Below are 18442 nucleotides of genomic sequence, written 5' to 3'. Positions count from 1 at the left end.
GCGTTCCCAGCGGGCTCCCAGACCACCCTAGGATGACGCCATGGCAGGCGGACTCGTAGCGCTCCTCGACGACATCGCGGCACTCGTGAAGCTCGCGGCGGCATCCGTCGACGACGTGGGCGCTGCAGCCGCGAAGGCCAGCGTCAAGGCCACCGGCGTCGTCGTCGACGACACGGCCGTGACCCCGCGCTATGTGCAGGGTCTGGCACCCGAGCGCGAGCTGCCGATCATCAAGCGGATCGCCCTCGGCTCGCTGCGCAACAAGCTGCTCATCATCCTCCCGGTCATCATGGTGCTCAGCCAGTTCGTGCCGTGGCTGCTGACGCCGATCCTCATGGTCGGCGGCGCCTACCTCGCCTACGAGGGCGCCGAGAAGGTCTGGGAGATCGTCTCGGGCCACGAGGAAGAGGAGGCCGAGGTCGGCGAGGTCGACGAGAAGGCCGTCGTCTCCGGCGCGATCCGCACCGACTTCATCCTGTCGGCCGAGATCATGGTCATCGCCCTCAACGAGGTCGACACCGAGCCCTTCGTCTCGCGCCTCATCATCCTCGTCATCGTGGCGCTGCTCATCACGGCGCTCGTCTACGGCGTCGTCGGCCTCATCGTCAAGATGGACGACGTCGGCCTGCACCTCGCCGGGCGCGAGTCAGGGGCCTCGCAGCGCATCGGCCGGGGCCTCGTCAAGGGGATGCCGAAGCTGCTCTCAGTGCTGTCGACCGTCGGCATCGCGGCGATGCTCTGGGTCGGTGGGCACATCCTGCTCGTCGGCGTCGACGAGCTCGGCTGGCACGCGCCCTACGACCTCGTCCACCACCTCGAGGAGGGCGTGGCCGGGGTGGCCGGCATCGGTGGCTTCCTCGCCTGGGTCGTCAACACGCTCGCGTCGGCCCTCATCGGTCTCGTCGTCGGCGCCGTCGTCGTCGCCGTCCTGCACGTCATCCCGCGCCGCACGAAGCACGACGAGGCCGCAAGCACGCACTGACCCGCACCGCTGGAGCCGGCCGCTCGGCGTATGCCGTGTGCTGGCCTCTCCCGAGTCGCTGGGGAGGCCGCGGGGTGGGACCCATCGCCACGCCCGTCATACCTCCGCCCGGGCGGAGGAGGTGTGGCGGTTTCGGGTCTGGCGACTGCACCAACTCCGCCGGGGCGGGGGTAGGTGCCGCCGAGACAACGTATGCGCTCAGACCGCGGGGAGCTGTGGGGCGTGGCAGCGCAGGCCTCGACAGGGGATTCGAGCCCGACGAGGCTCGCGGCTAGACTGGGCGACTGCCGGCGTGGGTGATGACCCGCCAGATGAGCCCAGAGGGGCGCGCCGGGTCTGCAGACCGACGATCAAAGGAAACGATCACTCATGTCCTTCGACTACAAGGTTGCCGACCTGAGCCTCGCCGAGGCCGGCCGACACCAGCTCCGACTCGCCGAGCACGAGATGCCCGGCCTCATGGCGATCCGCGAGGAGTACGCCGAATCCCAGCCGCTCAAGGGCGCCCGCATCGCCGGCTCCCTTCACATGACGGTCCAGACGGCCGTGCTCATCGAGACGCTCACCGCGCTCGGTGCCGAGGTCCGCTGGGCCTCCTGCAACATCTACTCGACGCAGGACGAGGCCGCCGCGGCCGTCGTCGTCGGCCCCCAGGGCAGCGCCGACGACCTCCAGGGCGTCCCCGTCTTCGCCTGGAAGGGCGAGACGCTCCCCGAGTACTGGTGGTGCACCGACCAGATCCTCACCTGGCCCGGCGGTGAGGGCCCGAACATGATCCTCGACGACGGCGGCGACGCGACGATGCTCGTGCACAAGGGCCGCGAGTGGGAGCAGGCCGGCCAGGTGCCGCCGACCACCGAGGAGGACTCCGAGGAGTTCGGCGTCTTCAAGGAGCTCGTGCGCCAGACGCTGACCACCGACCCGCAGAAGTGGACGACGGTCGCCGCCGGCATCAAGGGTGTCACCGAGGAGACCACGACCGGTGTCCACCGCCTCTACCAGCTGGCCGAGGCCGGCGAGCTGCTCTTCCCGGCCATCAACGTCAACGACGCGGTGACCAAGAGCAAGTTCGACAACACCTACGGCTGCCGCCACTCGCTCATCGACGGCCTCAACCGCGCCACCGACGTCCTCATCGGTGGCAAGGTCGCCGTCGTCGCCGGCTTCGGCGACGTGGGCAAGGGTTGCGCCGAGTCCCTCCGTGGCCAGGGCGCTCGCGTCATCGTCACCGAGATCGACCCGATCTGCGCCCTGCAGGCCGCCATGGAGGGCTTCCAGGTCGCCCGCCTCGAGGACGTCGTCGAGTCCGCCGACATCTTCATCACGACGACCGGCTGCTACGACGTCATCACGGCCGAGCACATGACGAAGATGAAGAACAAGGCGATCGTGGCCAACATCGGCCACTTCGACAACGAGATCGACATGGCCGGCCTCGCCCGCGTCCCCGGCATCCAGAAGACCGAGATCAAGCCGCAGGTCCACGAGTGGACGTTCACCTCGGGCAGCTCGATCATCGTGCTCTCCGAGGGTCGCCTGATGAACCTCGGCAACGCCACCGGCCACCCGAGTTTCGTCATGAGCAACTCGTTCTCCAACCAGACGATCGCCCAGATCGAGCTCTTCACGAAGACCGGCGACTACGCCAAGCAGGTCTACACCCTGCCGAAGCACCTCGACGAGAAGGTCGCGCGCCTGCACCTCGACGCCCTCGGCGTCCGGCTCACCGAGCTGACCAAGGGCCAGGCCGAGTACCTCGGCGTCGACGTCGCCGGGCCGTACAAGCCGGAGCACTACCGCTACTGAGCCCGCCCGTACCGCCCCGCAGGGGAGCGGCACCTGACGGCGTACGTATGCCGCCCACCTCACGAGGTGGGCGGCATCCGTGTGTTCGGGGTGGGGAGTGCTGCCGTCAGCGCGGGGCGCGGAGCAGGACGTACTCCGAGCCGCGCTGCACGACCGTCCACTGCGCCTGCTCCGTCAGCGCCTCGATGACCGGCTGCCCCTTGGTGAGCAGGGCGTACGTGCAGCCGGTCCGGCGCACGTAGGCCTGCCAGGCCGGGGCTGCGCGCTCGAAGTCGAGGTGCTCCTTGACGTGTCCGGTCGCGTAGACCTCGACGCGCCCGTCGATGGTGGGACGCACGTTCGGGTGGCGCCAGATGAGCCAGCCCCCGACGCCGTAGTCGTTGCACACGACGGTGCCCTGCGGCAGGGCCGACAACGGCGTGTCGAGGTCGTTGGCCCCCCATGTCGGGACGGCCGCGCGGGTCGGCAGGATCAGGGCTGCGACGAGCAGCCCGAGCGCCGCGAGGCCGACGGTCAGGCCGACCTCGCGCCGAGTCACGGGTTCGCGGTCCGGCGGGAGCAGGCCCTGGATCGTCGCCGCGGCGACCGGGGCGATGACGGCGGCTCCGACGGCGACGGTCCGGCTGTAGAGCAGGGCCAGCCCGATGGCGAGCCCGACGAGGAGGATGTCGGTCCAGCGGGCGCGGTGCCTCGCGCGAGCCCAGACGAGGACGACGGCGGCTGCGAGGGCGAGGAAGGCGAGGAAGCCGGGCTGCCGGAGCGACGGCGGCATCCACTCCTCGATGTACTGGGTCGTCTCGTTGACGGCGAAGGGCGACAGGAGCAGCTCGGGTCCGGTCGGCGTCACGGCCGCGGCCGCGAGGGAGGCCAGTGGCACGAGCGCGAGGCGCAGCCACTGCCGGCGGGTCACCGCACGGTCGAGCGCGATCCCGAGCAGCGCTACGACCCCGATGACGACACCGAAGAACCACATGCCGTGCGTGCAGGCCCAGACCCACGTGACGGGCACGAGCCACCACCGCGGGCGAGCGTCCGCGGCCGAGCGCAGCCAGGCCGCCGTGAAGGCCACGGCGAAGGCGAACGAGAGCAGGTGCGGCCGCAGCGACAGGCTCTGGCTCATCGCCACGAGTGCGACGGACGTGACGGCGGCCGAGGCGAGGAGCGAGGCCCGCGGCCGGGTCGCGCGCCACAGGGTGAGGCCGATGGCGGCCCCGCCGAGGGGAAGCAGCCAGGCCACACCCGGCAGCCCGAGGAACTGCTGGACGACGCTCATGAGCAGCTCGGGCAGCCACTCGTGCAGCCGCCACGGCTGCGTCGACATCGTGCTCCACGGGTCGGGCCCGTTGAAGGTCCACGTCTCGCGGAGCCGGTCGCCGGCCGCGAGGTGCCAGAAGGTGTCCGGGTCACCGACCGGACGGGCGATCTGGACGACGGCGACGAGGATGACGAGGCCGGGCAGCGCCTGGCGCACGCCGAGCGGCAGCGGGCCGCGTCGGCCGCGCGGGGTCGGCTCCGGCCCTCCGACGACCGGGCCGTCGACGGGGCCGGTGTCCGGGTCGTTCTCCAGTCCGGTGTCCGGGGCCAGCTCGGCGGCCGGGGCGGTTCCCCGCGTGTCGCTCGTCACCGGGCGATCATCCCCGCTCACCGGACGGTGCGGGGGCTTTTGGGGGATTGGAACGCGGCGTCGCTGGTCGCGCGAACCGCTCCTGCCGTGCTCCTCGACGCTCCCGGGCGGCCCTCCCGTGGGAGGATCGGGGGACTCACCGACCACCCGTCTGGCAGGGACCCTCCATGATGAAGCTCCTGACCGGTGCACTCGCACTGGCCCTCTCCGTCTCGCTCGCCGCCTGCTCGAAGTCCGTCGACCCGGCAGCGACACCGACCACTCCGGCCGGCTCGACCTCGAGCGCGACCACGCCGTCCGACACGATGTCGTCGGGCACGACCGACGACACCGGCGCCACCGACACGGGCACGACGAACGCGACGGCCGGTCCCGTCGACCAGGCGACGCCCGAGGCTGCGATGACCTCGTGGCTCGACGCCATGGTCGCCGGTGACGGCAACACGGTGTGCACGCTCATGGCCACGGGAGGCAAGGCCATCTCGAGCATCCCCGGGGCCGCTGCGGCCTGCGGCAAGACCATCACCCCGATGCTCGACCAGATCAAGGAGCTCGGGGCGGCCTTCCAGGGCCTGAAGATCAGCGGCGCCACCGTCAACGGCAACAACGCCACCTTCGAGAGCGTCACGACCGAGCCGGCGCTCGCCGCCGACGTCGTCTCGAGCTTCAAGGCCGTCAAGATCGGCGGCAAGTGGTACGTCACGCAGAGCTGACGGCCTGACGCCGCACCGCTCCACGGGGGGTCCCGACACCGTCGGGGCCCTTCGCCGCGTCGCGAGCCGTATGCCGCGTGGCCCGCTCCCGTCACGTGCTCGCGGAGGGTGCGCGCACGGCATACGGCCCCCGGTCACGACTCGCTTGGGTCAGCAGGTCGTCAGGCGTGTGTGATGATTTGGTCAGGACGTACGGGGCGCGTGGTCCGCGGTCCCGGGAAGGAGTGTGTCGTGAAGGGTCGGGTACTGGTCGTCGACGACGACCTCGCACTCGCCGAGATGCTCGGGATCGTGCTGCGCAACGAGGGGCTCGAGGTCACGCACGTGGCCGACGGCTCCGAGGCGGTCGGTGCCTTCCGTGAGTCGCGGCCCGACCTCGTGCTGCTCGACGTCATGCTCCCGGGGCTCGACGGCATGGAGGTCTGCCGTCGCATCCGTGCCGAGAGCGGGGTGCCCATCGTCATGCTCACCGCGCGCACCGACACCGTCGACGTCGTCGTGGGGCTCGAGTCCGGCGCCGACGACTACGTCGTCAAGCCCTTCAAGCCGCAGGAGCTCATCGCCCGCGTCCGAGCCCGGCTGCGCCGCGGCGACGAGCCCGCGCCCGAGAAGCTGTCGATCGGCGACCTCGAGATCGACGTGGCGGGCCACTCCGTCAAGCGCGACGGCGAGTCACTGTCCCTGACGCCGCTCGAGTTCGACCTGCTCGTCGCGCTGGCGCGCAAGCCCTGGCAGGTCTTCACCCGCGAGGTGCTCCTCGAGCAGGTGTGGGGCTACCGCCACGCGGGTGACACCCGCCTCGTCAACGTCCACGTCCAGCGACTGCGCTCCAAGATCGAGCACGACCCCGAGCGGCCCGAGATCGTCGTGACCGTCCGTGGCGTCGGTTACAAGGCCGGCCCGTCCTGACATGACGGAGCGCGCGGCCCGGAGCGGACCCGCGGGGCTGGCCTCGCGGGCCGGTGCGGCGTTGCGCCGGGCCTGGCGCCGGCTGCTCCACCTGTGGCGGGCCTCCCTCGGCTTCCGCGTCGTCGTCGTGACGATGCTCCTCGGCATCCTCGTGCTCACCGCGGTGGGCACCTACCTCTACGGCTCGATCGCCCAGGGGCTCGTCGACAGCCGCCAGCGCATCGCGTCGGAGGACAGCCTGCGCGACGCGACCGACGCCCAGGGACAGTTCGACTCGACCGACCAGACGGACACGCAGGAGAAGCTGACCCAGTTCGCGACGACGCTCATCAACACCTACCGGCGCGACGCGGGCAACGAGACGCGCTACGTCGTGCTGACGCGGTTCGACGACAACACGTCGCCGTTCATCGTCAGGACGGTCGAGAGCGGCAGCGTCGGCGTCCGGTTCATCCCCGACGAGCTGCGCCAGCAGGTCGCGGCCCAGCCCGACCGCCAGCACCTCCAGGTCGCGACGATCGAGGAGGGCAACGGCAGCATCTCCGCCGTCATCGTCGGCCAGAAGGTCGTGCTCCCCGTGGCGGGCAACTACGGCCTCTACTTCATCTACCCGATGGACCGTGAGCGCGAGATCATCAGCTTCATCGGGCAGACCTTCCTCTTCGGCGGTGCCGCCCTCATCCTGCTCATCGGTGCCATCGCCTTCGTCGTGACCCGGCTCGTCGCCGACCCGGTGCGTCGCGCCGCCTCCGTCGCCGAGCGCTTCGCCGAGGGCAACCTCAACGAGCGCATGCAGGCGAAGGGCGAGGACGACCTCGCACGCCTCGGCACGTCCTTCAACGGGATGGCCGCCTCGATCCAGCAGCAGATCGCCCAGCTCGAGAACCTCTCGCGCGTGCAGCAGCGGTTCGTCTCGGACGTCTCGCACGAGCTGCGCACGCCGCTCACGACGATCCGCATGGCCGGTGACCTCATCCACGACTCCCGGCACGACTTCGAGCCGACGGTCGCCCGCTCGGCCGAGCTGCTCCGCGGCGAGCTCGACCGCTTCGAGTCGCTGCTCAGCGACCTGCTCGAGATCTCGCGGTTCGACGCCGGTGCGGCCGTGCTCGAGGTCGAGGCGAGCGACCTGCGTGCCTGCGTCGAGCGGGCCGTCGACGCGCACCGCACCCTCGCCGCTCGCAAGGGCACCCAGCTCGTCGTCAACGCACCCTCGAGCGCCGTCGTCGCCGACATGGACTCGCGCCGGATCGAGCGCATCCTGCGCAACCTCGTGTCCAACGCCGTCGAGCACGGCGAGGGCAAGCCCGTCGAGGTGACGATCGGGTCCAACGACTCCGCCGTCGCCGTGACGGTGCGCGACCACGGCGTCGGGCTCCGGCCGGGCGAGGCGGCGCTCGTCTTCACCCGTTTCTGGCGTGCCGACCCAGCCCGGGCCCGTACGACGGGTGGCACCGGCCTGGGCCTCGCCATCGCGCTAGAGGACGCCCGGCTGCACGCCGGCCGCCTCGAGGCCTGGGGAGCACGGGGAGAGGGGTCGTGCTTCCGCCTCACTCTGCCGCGCCAGGCCGATGCGACGATCACGAGCTCGCCCCTGCCGCTCAGCCCGCTCGCGGCGGAGGCCGCCCGCGCCCGCGCGGCCGGAGGGGACGACTCGACCGGCCCTGCCGGCGGCGACGGGTCCTCGGACGCCGGCCGCCCGGCCGACGACGACACGCTGCGGCTGCGACGCATCGTCGTGGAGCGTGCCCCGTGAGAGCCCGCGGTCTCGCGGCGCTGCTGCTCGCCGCCTCCACCGCCCTCGCGGCGTGCGGTGGCCTGCCCGGCACCGGCCCGGTCGTCGAAGGGCGCGCGCTGGGGGAGGTGCTCAACGAGCCGGTCCGCGTCGTGGCCGTCGGCCCGTTCGACGGGGCGAGCCAGGAGGCTGTCGTCCGGGGGTTCCTCCGGGCGGGCGAGGACACCGACGAGACCCATGCCACCGGGCAGTTGTTCCTCACGCCGCAGTCGGTCGACCTCTGGCGATGGTCGAGCGAGGACGTCGTCGTCTACGACGGTGACCTCACGCTGCGCCGGCTCACCGACGACACCATCGAGGTGAGCGCCGACGCCCTGGCCAGGCTGACCCCGGACGGCCGCTACGTCGAGCAGCCGCCGGGCACCCGGGAGAAGGTCACCCTCGGCCTGACGAAGGTGGGCGGCGAGTGGCGCGTGGAGCTGCCCAAGACCGGCTTCGGGCTGTGGCTCGACAACGACCAGTTCAACCGCGTCTACGTCAACCGGGTCGTCCACTACGTGACGCGCACCGGGCGCGACCTCGTGCCGGACTCGCGGTGGTTCCCGATCGGGTCCCGTCTGGCCACGACCCTGGCGCGGGCCCAGCTGAGCGCCGTGCCCGGCCACCTCGCCGGCGCCGTCGCCACGGGCGTGCCCACGGGCACCCGGCTGGCCGTCAACGCCGTCCCGGTGACGAACGGCAGGGCCCAGGTCAACCTCAGCAGCGAGGCGCTGTCGGCCGACCCGGCCGGTCGCGCCGCGATGTGGGCCCAGCTGACCAAGACGTTGAGCCAGATCTCGTCGGTGAGCTCGGTGTCCCTCGCCGTCGACAGCACCCAGCTCGAGCTGCCCGGCGGCGTGACCACGGTTTCGTCCGCGGCCGAGTTGGGCTACGACGTCGTCCCCAAGACCTTCCTCGACACGGCGCAGCTGCGCACGGGCGATGCCATGAGGCGCTTCGACCCGCGCTACGTCCCCGACACCCAGGACGCGAAGCGGCCCGACCTCAAGCCCAAGGACGGCGACATCGCTCGCATCCCCGACACGTGGCGCAGCCTCGCGCTCGCCGTCGACAGCAAGCAGGTGGCGGCGGTGTCGGCCAACGGGCGTGACCTGTCCATCTGGCGTGCGACCGAGCAGCCGAGGACGGTCGCCTCCTTCGCGACATCGCTCATCCGCCCGGTCTACGACGCCGACGGCTACCTGTGGATCGCCGGCAGCGACGAGCACGGCGACGACCGCGTCTACGTGCTCGACTCCGTCTCGAGCGACCCCGACTCCGCCCCGAAGCCGATCAGCACGCCGTGGCTGGGGGACCGCCGGGTCAAGGCCATCGCCGTGGCCGCGGACGCCACCCGCGTGCTCATCGTCACGACCGACCGGTCGGGAGGCGACGAGCAGCTCGGTCTCAGCGGCATCGTCCGCGCGACGAACGGCGAGCCGCAGGCGCTCGCGCAACCGCTGCGCCAGGCCCAGTCGCTGACCCGCATCCAGGACGTCACCTGGCTCGACCCGGTCGGGTACGCCGTCCTGGGCCAGGAGCGCCAAGGTGACCCGATGCGGGCGTGGCTGGCGACGATCGGTGCGGGCGTCGACGGCACACGGACCGGCGCAGCGCGGCTCGGCGCGGTCCCCGGAGCCGTGACCATCACGACCGTCGGCGGCCCGCGCGGCATCATCATCGTCACGAGCGACAACCGGGTGCTCGCCAGGGCAGGCTCGAACTGGCCCCTCATCGAGCGCGGCAGCGACGTCCTCGTCCCCGGCGGCTGAACGCCGCCGGTCCGGCCGTCCACACCCCCGCACGCCCGACGGCCGTCGTCCCCAGTGACGGCCTCAGGTCTCGACCCTCAGGCCGCCGTGAGGTGGGCTGGAGGCGTGCGAGGGCGTCGCGGGTCAGGGCTGGCGGGCCCGCCGCGGCGCGAGAGGCGCGTGGGGCGCGGGGTCGGGGACCTCGGGCGGGCGATCGGCGCCGCCCTCTCGGTCGGCGCGGCCCGGGTGCGCGACAGCGACCTCGTCGACCTCGTCCTCCCGCGCGAGTGCGGCGGATGCCTCCGTCCGGGTGCCGTCTGGTGTGCTCGGTGCACACGTGCCCTCGAGGGGCTGGCCTTCGGGGCACCCGCCTCGCGTGACCCCGGCGGTCACTCGACGCATACGCCCGCGGTGCAGGGCCACGCCCGCGTGCACGGCGGCGGACCCTGGGTCGTGCCGCATCCCGTCCCGGAGGGCATGCCGCCCGTGCACGCCTGGGGCGTCTACGCCGACCCGCTCCGCGCGGCCGTGTCCGCGTGGAAGGACGCCGGCCGGCGCGACCTCGAGGCCGTCCTCGTGCCCCTCCTCGCCGTGTCGCTCGACGCGGCGCTGGCCGGCGTCGGCTGGGACGCAGGGGGCGTGCTCGTCGTCCCGGCCCCCTCGTCGCGACGCGCCGTCCGCGAGCGCGGCGACACGCCGATGACAGGCCTGTGCGAGGCAGCGGTCGCACAGCTCGTCGGGCGACCCGGGCCGGCGCTCCGGGTCGCCCCTGCCCTGCGTCACGTGCGGCGCGTGGAGGACCAGTCGGGACTGGGGACGGTCGAGCGCCGCGGCAACCTCGCCGGGGCCCTGTCAGTGATCCCCTTGTGGCACAACGTGATCCGGGGCCGACGATGCCTGCTCGTCGACGACGTCGTGACCACGGGGGCCACCTTCGCCGAGGCCGCCCGGGCGCTGCGGGCTGCCGGTGCCGGGTCCGTCGTGGCCGCCTCGCTGGCCGCCACCCAGCGGACCCGCGGGTGACCCGTGGCCTCCGGGGAGGCCCTGGCGGGCACCGTGCGTGTGATGTTGCCGGGGGATGTCCGGCACGCCTTCCAGTGGGCGCGCGGCCCCAGTAGTGTCGAGTCATGGACCCCCGTCCCACGGGGAACGGCCTGCCGGCCGCCCTCGGGGACGTGATCGACAGGAAGGGGTGGTGCCGCGTCGACCGCGGGCCCGTCCTAGGTGACCAGAGGCCCGGAAACACTCTCACTGCCCGCACGAAGAAGATGTGCGCGATCAAGGAGGAACCGTGGAGATCGTCGTCACTGGACGCCACGTCCAGATCCCCGACCGATTCCGTGAGCAGCTCGACGAGCGACTGGCCAAGGTGCCCGCGCTCGCCCCCAAGGTGCACCGCATCGACGTCGTCGTCACCCACGAGCGGGTCGCCCGTGGGTCCGAGAAGGTCGAGATCACGTGCCACGCCAAGGGTCCCGTGATCCGGGCGGAGGCTTGTCTCGACGACAAGTACGCCGCTCTCGACGCGGCCGTGGACAAGCTCATGGACCGCCTGAGGCGGGTGCACGACAAGCGCAAGGTCAGTCGCGGACGACGCATCCCCGAGTCGGTCGCGCAGGCGACCGCCCGCATCGACGCCTCGGCGAACGGCGCGGCTGCCGACGACTCCGCAGCCGGCGACGCCGGTGACGGTCGGGTCGACGACCTCGAGCGCTTCGGTGCGCTCGGCAACTCACCCATCGAGGTCCGCGAGAAGATCCACACGGCCGCGCCCATGTCGCTCGAGGACGCGGTCAACCAGATGGAGCTCGTCGGACACGACTTCTTCCTCTTCCACGACGCAGACACGGATCGCCCGAGCGTGGTCTACCGGCGCCGTGGCTGGAGCTACGGGGTGCTGCACCTCGAGACCGACGCGGACGCCGCCGTCGCCGCCACGGGCTGATCCCCTGCTCCCCGGACGTCGATGGCGTCGGGGCGTCCCCGTCCAGGGGGCGCCCCGACGGGCGTCCGGACCGCGCCGCGCCGATGCGGGCCGTCCATCGGGCGGCGTGTCCGTGGTCTGGGCCAAGATGGAGGCGTGAACCCGCCCCCCGACGTCATCCGTGTCCTCATCGTCGACGACCACGCCCTCTACCGTCGGGGTCTGCAGACCGTCCTGTCGACGGAGGACGGCATCGAGGTCGTCGGTGAGGCGGCCGACGGGATCGAGGCGGTCGACCAGGCCGAGGAGATCCTCCCCGACGTCATCGTCATGGACGTCGGCATGCCCAAGCGCGGAGGCATCGACGCGTGCCGGGTCATCAAGCAGCGGGTGCCCTCGGCGCGCATCCTCATGCTGACGAGCTCCGACGACGAGGCCAACCTCTTCGAGGCCGTCCGGGCCGGGGCCAACGGCTACCTCCTCAAGGACGTGCCTCCCGAGGAGGTGGCGGCCGGCATCCGCAGCGTCTTCCAGGGCCAGTCGCTCCTCTCGCCCCTCATGGCGTCCAAGCTGCTCGAGGAGTTCAAGGCGATCAGCCAGAAGGACGTGCCGCCCGCGCCCACGCCGGGGCTGGAGCTGCCGCGGCTGACCCACCGCGAGCTCGAGATCCTCCGCAGCGTCGCCAAGGGCAAGCTCAACCGTGAGATCGGCGCCGAGCTGTTCATCTCCGAGAACACCGTGCGCAACCACATCCGCAACATCCTCGACAAGCTGCAGATGCACTCGCGCATGGAGGCGGCGATGTATGCCGTCCGCCAGCGGCTCATCGACCCCGACTGACCCCGACTGCCGCCGACCGACCGCGAGCACCACGACCCACCACGACCGACCGGGCCGAGACGCCCAGGAGCACCGTCCATGACCGTTGCCACGCGCCGGATGACGCGAGCGCAGGCGCGCCGCACCGCCATCGCCGCCCAAGGCTTCCTCGACCCCCGCCCCGAGCCCTTCACCGCGACGATGCGCCACGTCCAGCGCGTCGTCGACCGCGTCGGGGTCGTCCAGATCGACAGCGTCAACGTGCTCGCCCGCAGCCAGTACCTCCCGTTCTTCTCCCGGCTGGGGCCCTACGACCCGGCGCTGCTCGACCGGGCCCGCGACCGCGCCCCGAGACGCCTCGTCGAGTACTGGGCCCACGAGGCGAGCCTCGTCCCGCCGTCGACGTGGCCGCTGCTCGACTTCCGCATGCGCGCGGCCGCCGAGAAGGCGTGGGGCGGCATGCGGCGCATCCTCGAGGAGCGCCCCGACTACGTCGACCTCGTCCGGGCCGAGGTCGAGGCCCGCGGCCCGATGACCGCGCGCGAGGTCGAGGTCGCGCTCGCGCACGACCAGCCCCGGCGCACCGACCACTGGGGCTGGAACTGGTCCGACGTCAAGCAGGCCCTCGAGTACCTCTTCTGGGCCGGACGGATCAGCTCGGCAGGGCGCACGTCCCAGTTCGAGCGCCGGTATGCCGCACTCGCGGCCACCGCGCCGCCGCCGCTGCGCGAGGCCTGGATCGACCGTCCCGGACCGGAGGCCGACCCCGACCGCTATCTCGAGCTCGTCCGCATCGCCGCCCGCGCCCACGGCGTCGGCACCGAGCTGTGCCTCGCCGACTACTTCCGGATCAGGCGCGAGGACGCCCGCCCGGCCATCGCCCGACTCGTCGCCGACGGCGAGCTCATCCCGGTCACCGTGCCGGGCTGGAAGCCGGCCTGGCTGCACGCCGAGGCCCGGCTGCCGCGACGCGTCCACGCCGAGGCCCTGCTCAGCCCCTTCGACTCGCTCGTCTGGCAGCGCGAGCGCATCCACGCCCTCTGGGACTTCCACTACCGCATCGAGATCTACACACCCGCCGAGAAGCGCGTCCACGGCTACTACGTCCTGCCCTTCCTCCACGGAGACGCCCTCGTGGCCCGGTGCGACCTCAAGGCCGACCGCGTCGCCGGCGTGCTGCGCTGCCACCGCGTCACGTGGGAACCCGGGGCGCCCGCCGAGGCGCGCCCGGCCCTGCTCGCCAACCTCGAGTCGATGGCCGCCTGGCTCGGGCTCGGTCGCGTCGACCTGCCCGTCGACCAGGCCCTCGACCAGGGGGTCGACCAGGCCGTCGACCCGACGGGCGCCGCCGCGGGCGGCTGAGCGCGTCCCGGGGCACCCGGCATACGCCCTCGGGCACCGGCGCGGACCGGGCTGCCCACGGTGTCGGAACCGGGCCGCGCGCCGATGCGTTGGTCGTTGTGTCCGGAAGGCGGCTAGCCTAGGCGGGTCCCGTGACCCATCACGGGCGATGGAGCCCGCCCACCGGGCGAGTCCACACGTTCAGTCGGGAGTGAGATCACCAGATGGCCGTCATCGAGAAGCTGCTTCGCGCCGGCGAAGGCCGGACCCTGAAGAAGCTCCAGGGCATCGCCAAGCAGGTCAACGCCCTCGAGGCCGACTTCGAGAAGCTCACCGACGAGGAGCTGCGCGACGAGACCAAGGGTTTCCGCGAGCGCCTCGACAAGGGCGAGACCCTCGACATGCTGCTGCCGGAGGCGTTCGCCGCCGTCCGCGAGGCGAGCAAGCGCACCCTCGGCAAGCGGCACTTCGACGTCCAGGTCATGGGCGGCGCGGCGCTGCACATGGGCAACGTCGCCGAGATGAAGACCGGTGAGGGCAAGACCCTCGTCGCGACGCTCCCGAGCTACCTCAACGCCCTGTCGGGCAAGGGCGTTCACGTCATCACGGTCAACGACTTCCTCGCCGAGTACCAGTCCGAGCTCATGGGCCGCGTCCACCGAGCCCTCGGCATGGAGACCGGCTGCATCCTCAGCCAGATGACGCCCGAGCAGCGGCGCGCCGAGTACGCCAAGGACATCACGTACGGCACGAACAACGAGTTCGGGTTCGACTACCTCCGCGACAACATGGCGTGGGACCCCGCCGAGCTCGTCCAGCGCGGCCACAACTTCTGCATCGTCGACGAGGTCGACTCGATCCTCATCGACGAGGCGCGCACGCCGCTCATCATCTCCGGCCCGGCCGACCTCGCGACGAAGTGGTACGTCGAGTTCGCCCGCATCGCGGCCCGACTCAACCGCGGCGAGGACGGACGCGGCGACTACGAGGTCGACGAGAAGAAGCGCACCGTCGGCGTCCTCGAGTCCGGCATCGCGCGCGTCGAGGACCTCCTCGGCATCGACAACCTCTACGACACGGTCAACACGCCGCTCATCGGCTACTTGAACAACTCCATCAAGGCCAAGGAGCTGTTCAAGAAGGACAAGGACTACGTCGTCATGAACGGCGAGATCCTCATCGTCGACGAGCACACCGGCCGCATGCTCCCCGGCCGCCGCTACAACGAGGGCATGCACCAGGCCATCGAGGCGAAGGAGGGCGTCGAGATCAAGAACGAGAACCAGACGCTCGCCACGATCACCCTGCAGAACTACTTCCGCATGTACGGCAAGCTCTCGGGCATGACGGGCACGGCCCAGACCGAGGCCGCCGAGCTCAACTCGATCTACAAGCTCGGCGTCATCCCGATCCCGACGAACCGCCCGATGGTCCGCAAGGACCAGGCCGACCTCGTCTACCGGACCGAGGTCGCCAAGTACGACGCCGTCGTCGACGACATCGCCGACAAGTACGCCGTCGGCCAGCCCGTCCTCGTCGGCACCGTGTCGGTCGAGAAGAGCGAGTACCTCTCGCAGCAGCTGAAGAAGCGCGGCATCAAGCACGAGGTCCTCAACGCCAAGCAGCACGAGCGCGAGGCCGCGATCGTCGCCGACGCGGGACGCAAGGGCGCCGTCACCGTCGCGACCAACATGGCCGGTCGAGGCACCGACATCATGCTCGGCGGCAACTCCGAGTTCCGGGCCGTCGCCGAGCTGAAGCGTCGCGGCCTCGACCCGCACGAGACGCCGGAGGAGTACGAAGCCGCGTGGGACGAGGCGCTCGCCACGGCCGAGCGCGACGTCGCGGCCGAGCACGAGGAGGTCACCGAGCTCGGCGGCCTCTACGTCCTCGGCACCGAGCGCCACGAGTCGCGGCGCATCGACAACCAGCTCCGCGGTCGCTCCGGCCGTCAGGGTGACCCGGGTGAGTCGCGCTTCTACCTCTCGCTCAACGACGACCTCATGCGCCTGTTCAACGCCGGGCTCGTCGACCGCTTCATGCAGACCGCCGGCATGGAGGACAACGTGCCGATCGAGTCCAAGATGGTCACGAACTCGATCCAGAAGGCCCAGGGCTCGGTCGAGGCGCAGAACTACGAGATCCGCAAGAACGTCCTCAAGTACGACGACGTCATGAACCGCCAGCGCCAGGTCATCTACGACGAGCGCCGCGCGGTGCTCGAGGGGGAGGACCTCCACGAGCAGCTGCGGCTGTTCGTCAACGACGTCGTCGGCTCCTACGTCGACGCGGCCACGGCCGAGGGCTTCGCGGCCGACTGGGACCTCGAGAAGCTCTGGGACGCGATGCGCCAGGTCTACCCCGTCTCGGTCACCATCGAGGAGGTCGAGGACATGGCGGGCGGTCGCCAGGCGATCACCGCGGACCTGCTCCGCGAGCAGCTGATGTCCGACGCGCACCACGCGTACGACCAGCGTGAGGAGACGCTCGGCGCGGAGACGATGCGCGAGGTCGAGCGCCGGGTCGTCCTGTCGGTCCTGGACCGCAAGTGGCGCGAGCACCTCTACGAGATGGACTACCTCCAGGAGGGCATCGGCCTGCGGGCCATGGCCCAGCGCGACCCGCTCATCGAGTACCAGCGCGAGGGCTTCCAGCTCTTCGAGGCGATGATGGAGGCCATCAAGGAGGAGTCGGTGAGCCACCTCTTCTCCGTCGAGGTGCAGTTGCCCGAGGCCGCCGCCGCTCCCGTCGGCGCCGCGCCGATGTCGGTCGGGGACCTCGTCGGCGGGCTCGCCGCCGCCGGTCACGTCGCTGACGACGCGACCGGTGCCGCCGCCCGCAACGGCGAGACGGACGAGGAGGCTGAGGCCGCGGCCGCTGGACGCCGCCCGTTCGGCTCCGGCGTGCGCGTCTCCGGCGTCGACCTCGACCCCGAGTCGCAGCGCCCGGCCGCCCTGCACTACACCGCCCCCGGCGAGGACGGCCGCGCCGTCGAGACCGGCGGCCAGCAGACGGTCGAGCGCAAGGCCGACCGTCGCGGCAAGAAGGTCAAGCGCAAGCGCCGCTGACGCAGCGACGGACGACGGCCCGGGCCCCTGAGGGAGCCCGGGCCGTCTGCACCCCCACCCGAGGTCGTATGCCGGGTGCGCGGCCGCGGATGACGCGCGCGGTCAGCCGATGGTGAGCGCCGTGACGAGCCACCGCCCGTCGAGGCCCTCGAGCCGCAGGGCCAAGGCCCGGACTCGCCCGTGCGACACGACGACGGCGCAGGCCTCGACGATGCCGTCGGCCGGCTCGCACACGCGCACGCGACGCACGACGGCCGAACGGCGTGGGCCGGGGGTGCGACGCCGGCCGGCGACCATGGCCTGCCTGGCGATGACCGAGTAGATCGTCGGCGCCGTGTGCCGGATGAGCTGGGGAGCGGGGCGCTGGCCGGAGACGACCTCGACGATAGCCTGCGCCAGGCGGCCCACGAGCGGGGCCGGCTCGGGGAGCAGGCTCGTGCGGGTCGGCTGCCGGCCGAAGTCCTCGTCGTCGCGCGCGCCGAAGAAGTCGAGGGCGAGGGCGTCCTGGGCGTAGGGCGGCTCCCCGTGCCAGGCCTCGTCGGCGCTGATGATCCGAGGCGCCGTCTGGGGGATGCGCCGGACGGTGAAGCCGTCGCGGGTGGAGGTGCCGGTCTGGCCGGGTGTGGTGGTCGCTCGCGTCATCACCGGGCTCCCTGCTCTGCGGGGACCCTGTCGCCGGCGCCGGCGCTGGACGGCCGTGGCACGGCTGCGTGGGACTCAGGTTTGTCCGGCCCTGACGGGGCGCTCGAGGGCGGACGCAGCTGCACCCCCGGCATGATCACGTCGGGGTCCTCACCCACGACGTCGCGGTTGGCGGCATACCACCTCGGCCACTCGCGGGAGATCTGTGCGTCGGAGGCGCCCGGACCGAGGTGTCGGGCGGCGATCGTCCAGAGCGAGTCGCCACGGCGCACCGTGACGAGGTCGTGGGCCGATGCGGCGGGACGCGGGGGCTGGGCCATGAGCTGCGACCGGTCCGCGTCGAGCACCGGCACGGGCTGCGTCGGGAGGTAGCCGGGCCCGTCCGGCGGCCTCGGGGACGCAGGTGCCGCGACGCCCTGCTGCGTGCCTGGGGTGGGGGAGTGGCCCGGATCGACGGGGAGCTCGGGAAGGTCGGCGGGCTGCGAGTGGAGCGACAGGGTCGGGCTGGCAGACCCAGCCGACCCGGCGGACCCGGCGGACCCGGCGGACCCGGCGGACCCGGCGGACCCGGCGGACGGTGTGTAGCCCGGCGTCAGCTCGGTGGGTGTGTACCCGGGCGTCAGGTCCGGTGCGGAGGCCCCTTCGGCGGACGACGCCTGAACACCGGCGCCGCGTGCCGTCGGAGCGGAGCCGGCACTCGAGACGGGGGCCGGGGGCAGGGCCACCGAGCCGACCGACGCGCCGAGGACGAGGGTCAGCACCTTGCGCACCGCGGTCGGGGTGACATGGTCGGCGACCTCGCTGGCCACCCGTCCTGCTGCACCCGGAAGGAGGGAGGCGACGGCGAACAGGCACCCGAGCGCGAGCCACGCGGCGAGCAGGACGCCCATCCAGGCGAGAACGAGAAGGAGGACGTCGTCCGGCCGGGCGGTGTCAGCAGTGTGGCTGCCCCGCCGTGCGACCGTCACGAGAGTCAGCAGGGTGATGACGGCGACGGCCAGCCCGACGGCGCCGGCCCCGACCTCGCGCAGGCGCGGGCCGTCCAGGCCTGTCCGATGCCGCTGAGCAGGGAGAGGCCTGGCTGCGCGG

14 protein-coding genes are annotated in these 18442 nt (G+C 72.0%); 11 read left to right on the top strand and 3 right to left on the bottom strand.

Annotation, left to right across the window (positions count from 1 at the left end; translation table 11 throughout):
• Nucleotides 1-40: 40 nt before the first annotated feature.
• Both AC1DW8_RS09965 and ahcY read left to right on the top strand, forming a co-directional pair.
• Nucleotides 41-982 (top strand): DUF808 domain-containing protein, encoded by a 942-nt coding sequence (locus AC1DW8_RS09965; protein ID WP_056770614.1) that lies wholly within the window; start codon nucleotides 41-43, stop codon nucleotides 980-982.
• A gap of 369 nt (nucleotides 983-1351) precedes the next feature.
• Nucleotides 1352-2788 (top strand): adenosylhomocysteinase, encoded by a 1437-nt coding sequence (ahcY, locus tag AC1DW8_RS09960; RefSeq protein WP_056770612.1) that lies wholly within the window; start codon nucleotides 1352-1354, stop codon nucleotides 2786-2788.
• A 106-nt stretch (nucleotides 2789-2894) separates the two neighbouring features.
• On the opposite strand, the gene AC1DW8_RS09955 is transcribed toward ahcY, so the two are convergent.
• Complete coding sequence (locus tag AC1DW8_RS09955) at nucleotides 2895-4412, bottom strand: hypothetical protein (protein WP_478093670.1); 1518 nt, start codon at nucleotides 4410-4412, stop codon at nucleotides 2895-2897.
• Nucleotides 4413-4579: 167 nt separating this feature from the next.
• Here AC1DW8_RS09955 and AC1DW8_RS09950 point away from each other — a divergent pair, with 167 nt between their 5' ends.
• The 9 genes from AC1DW8_RS09950 to secA all read left to right on the top strand — a co-directional run bounded on the left by AC1DW8_RS09950 (nucleotide 4580) and on the right by secA (nucleotide 16711).
• Nucleotides 4580-5125, top strand: a complete 546-nt coding sequence (locus AC1DW8_RS09950) for a hypothetical protein (protein WP_478093668.1) — start codon at nucleotides 4580-4582, stop codon at nucleotides 5123-5125.
• Between the two features lie 231 nt (nucleotides 5126-5356).
• Entirely contained in the window at nucleotides 5357-6034 is a 678-nt protein-coding gene (gene mtrA, locus AC1DW8_RS09945; RefSeq protein ID WP_020143004.1) for an MtrAB system response regulator MtrA, read from the top strand.
• 1 nt (nucleotide 6035) lies between these two features.
• A complete protein-coding gene (gene mtrB, locus AC1DW8_RS09940; RefSeq protein ID WP_304437913.1) occupies nucleotides 6036-7790 on the top strand; it encodes an MtrAB system histidine kinase MtrB in 1755 nt (584 codons plus the stop codon).
• A complete protein-coding gene (locus AC1DW8_RS09935; protein WP_478093665.1) occupies nucleotides 7787-9580 on the top strand; it encodes an LpqB family beta-propeller domain-containing protein in 1794 nt (597 codons plus the stop codon). Before mtrB ends, AC1DW8_RS09935 begins: the two co-directional genes overlap by 4 nt.
• A 159-nt stretch (nucleotides 9581-9739) precedes the next feature.
• The gene (locus AC1DW8_RS09930) at nucleotides 9740-10582 is read left to right on the top strand and encodes a ComF family protein (protein ID WP_478093663.1); all 843 of its coding nucleotides are present in this window, start codon (nucleotides 9740-9742) and stop codon (nucleotides 10580-10582) included.
• Between the two features lie 268 nt (nucleotides 10583-10850).
• Nucleotides 10851-11504, top strand: coding sequence for a ribosome hibernation-promoting factor, HPF/YfiA family (gene hpf / locus AC1DW8_RS09925; RefSeq protein WP_056770605.1), 654 nt, complete (start codon nucleotides 10851-10853; stop codon nucleotides 11502-11504).
• A 135-nt stretch (nucleotides 11505-11639) separates the two neighbouring features.
• A complete protein-coding gene (locus AC1DW8_RS09920) occupies nucleotides 11640-12323 on the top strand; it encodes a response regulator (RefSeq protein ID WP_020142999.1) in 684 nt (227 codons plus the stop codon).
• 78 nt (nucleotides 12324-12401) lie between these two features.
• Nucleotides 12402-13664 (top strand): winged helix-turn-helix domain-containing protein, encoded by a 1263-nt coding sequence (locus AC1DW8_RS09915; protein ID WP_235509498.1) that lies wholly within the window; start codon nucleotides 12402-12404, stop codon nucleotides 13662-13664.
• A 203-nt stretch (nucleotides 13665-13867) separates the two neighbouring features.
• Nucleotides 13868-16711 (top strand): preprotein translocase subunit SecA, encoded by a 2844-nt coding sequence (gene secA, locus AC1DW8_RS09910; protein ID WP_056770601.1) that lies wholly within the window; start codon nucleotides 13868-13870, stop codon nucleotides 16709-16711.
• Between the two features lie 102 nt (nucleotides 16712-16813).
• On the opposite strand, the gene AC1DW8_RS09905 is transcribed toward secA, so the two are convergent.
• Entirely contained in the window at nucleotides 16814-17353 is a 540-nt protein-coding gene (locus AC1DW8_RS09905) for an Rv3235 family protein (RefSeq protein WP_056770598.1), read from the bottom strand.
• Nucleotides 17353-18321, bottom strand: coding sequence for a LysM peptidoglycan-binding domain-containing protein (locus AC1DW8_RS09900; RefSeq protein ID WP_478093659.1), 969 nt, complete (start codon nucleotides 18319-18321; stop codon nucleotides 17353-17355). Before AC1DW8_RS09900 ends, AC1DW8_RS09905 begins: the two co-directional genes overlap by 1 nt.
• Nucleotides 18322-18442: the final 121 nt, after the last annotated feature.

Source organism: Terrabacter sp. P2_E3, from assembly GCF_056403915.1.
The sequence above is the reverse complement of the archived record's forward strand: the minus strand, read 5'-3'. Positions and strand labels throughout refer to the sequence as shown.

What these genes read in the sequence shown, in the direction of transcription:
- mtrB (WP_304437913.1), top strand. Translation starts at nt 6,036, where the DNA reads ATGACGGAGCGCGCGGCCCGGAGCGGACCCGCGGGGCTGGCCTCGCGG.
- AC1DW8_RS09950 (WP_478093668.1), top strand. Translation starts at nt 4,580, where the DNA reads ATGATGAAGCTCCTGACCGGTGCACTCGCACTGGCCCTCTCCGTCTCG.
- secA (WP_056770601.1), top strand. Translation starts at nt 13,868, where the DNA reads ATGGCCGTCATCGAGAAGCTGCTTCGCGCCGGCGAAGGCCGGACCCTG.
- AC1DW8_RS09915 (WP_235509498.1), top strand. Translation starts at nt 12,402, where the DNA reads ATGACCGTTGCCACGCGCCGGATGACGCGAGCGCAGGCGCGCCGCACC.
- AC1DW8_RS09965 (WP_056770614.1), top strand. Translation starts at nt 41, where the DNA reads ATGGCAGGCGGACTCGTAGCGCTCCTCGACGACATCGCGGCACTCGTG.
- AC1DW8_RS09905 (WP_056770598.1), bottom strand. Translation starts at nt 17,353, where the DNA reads ATGACGCGAGCGACCACCACACCCGGCCAGACCGGCACCTCCACCCGC.
- ahcY (WP_056770612.1), top strand. Translation starts at nt 1,352, where the DNA reads ATGTCCTTCGACTACAAGGTTGCCGACCTGAGCCTCGCCGAGGCCGGC.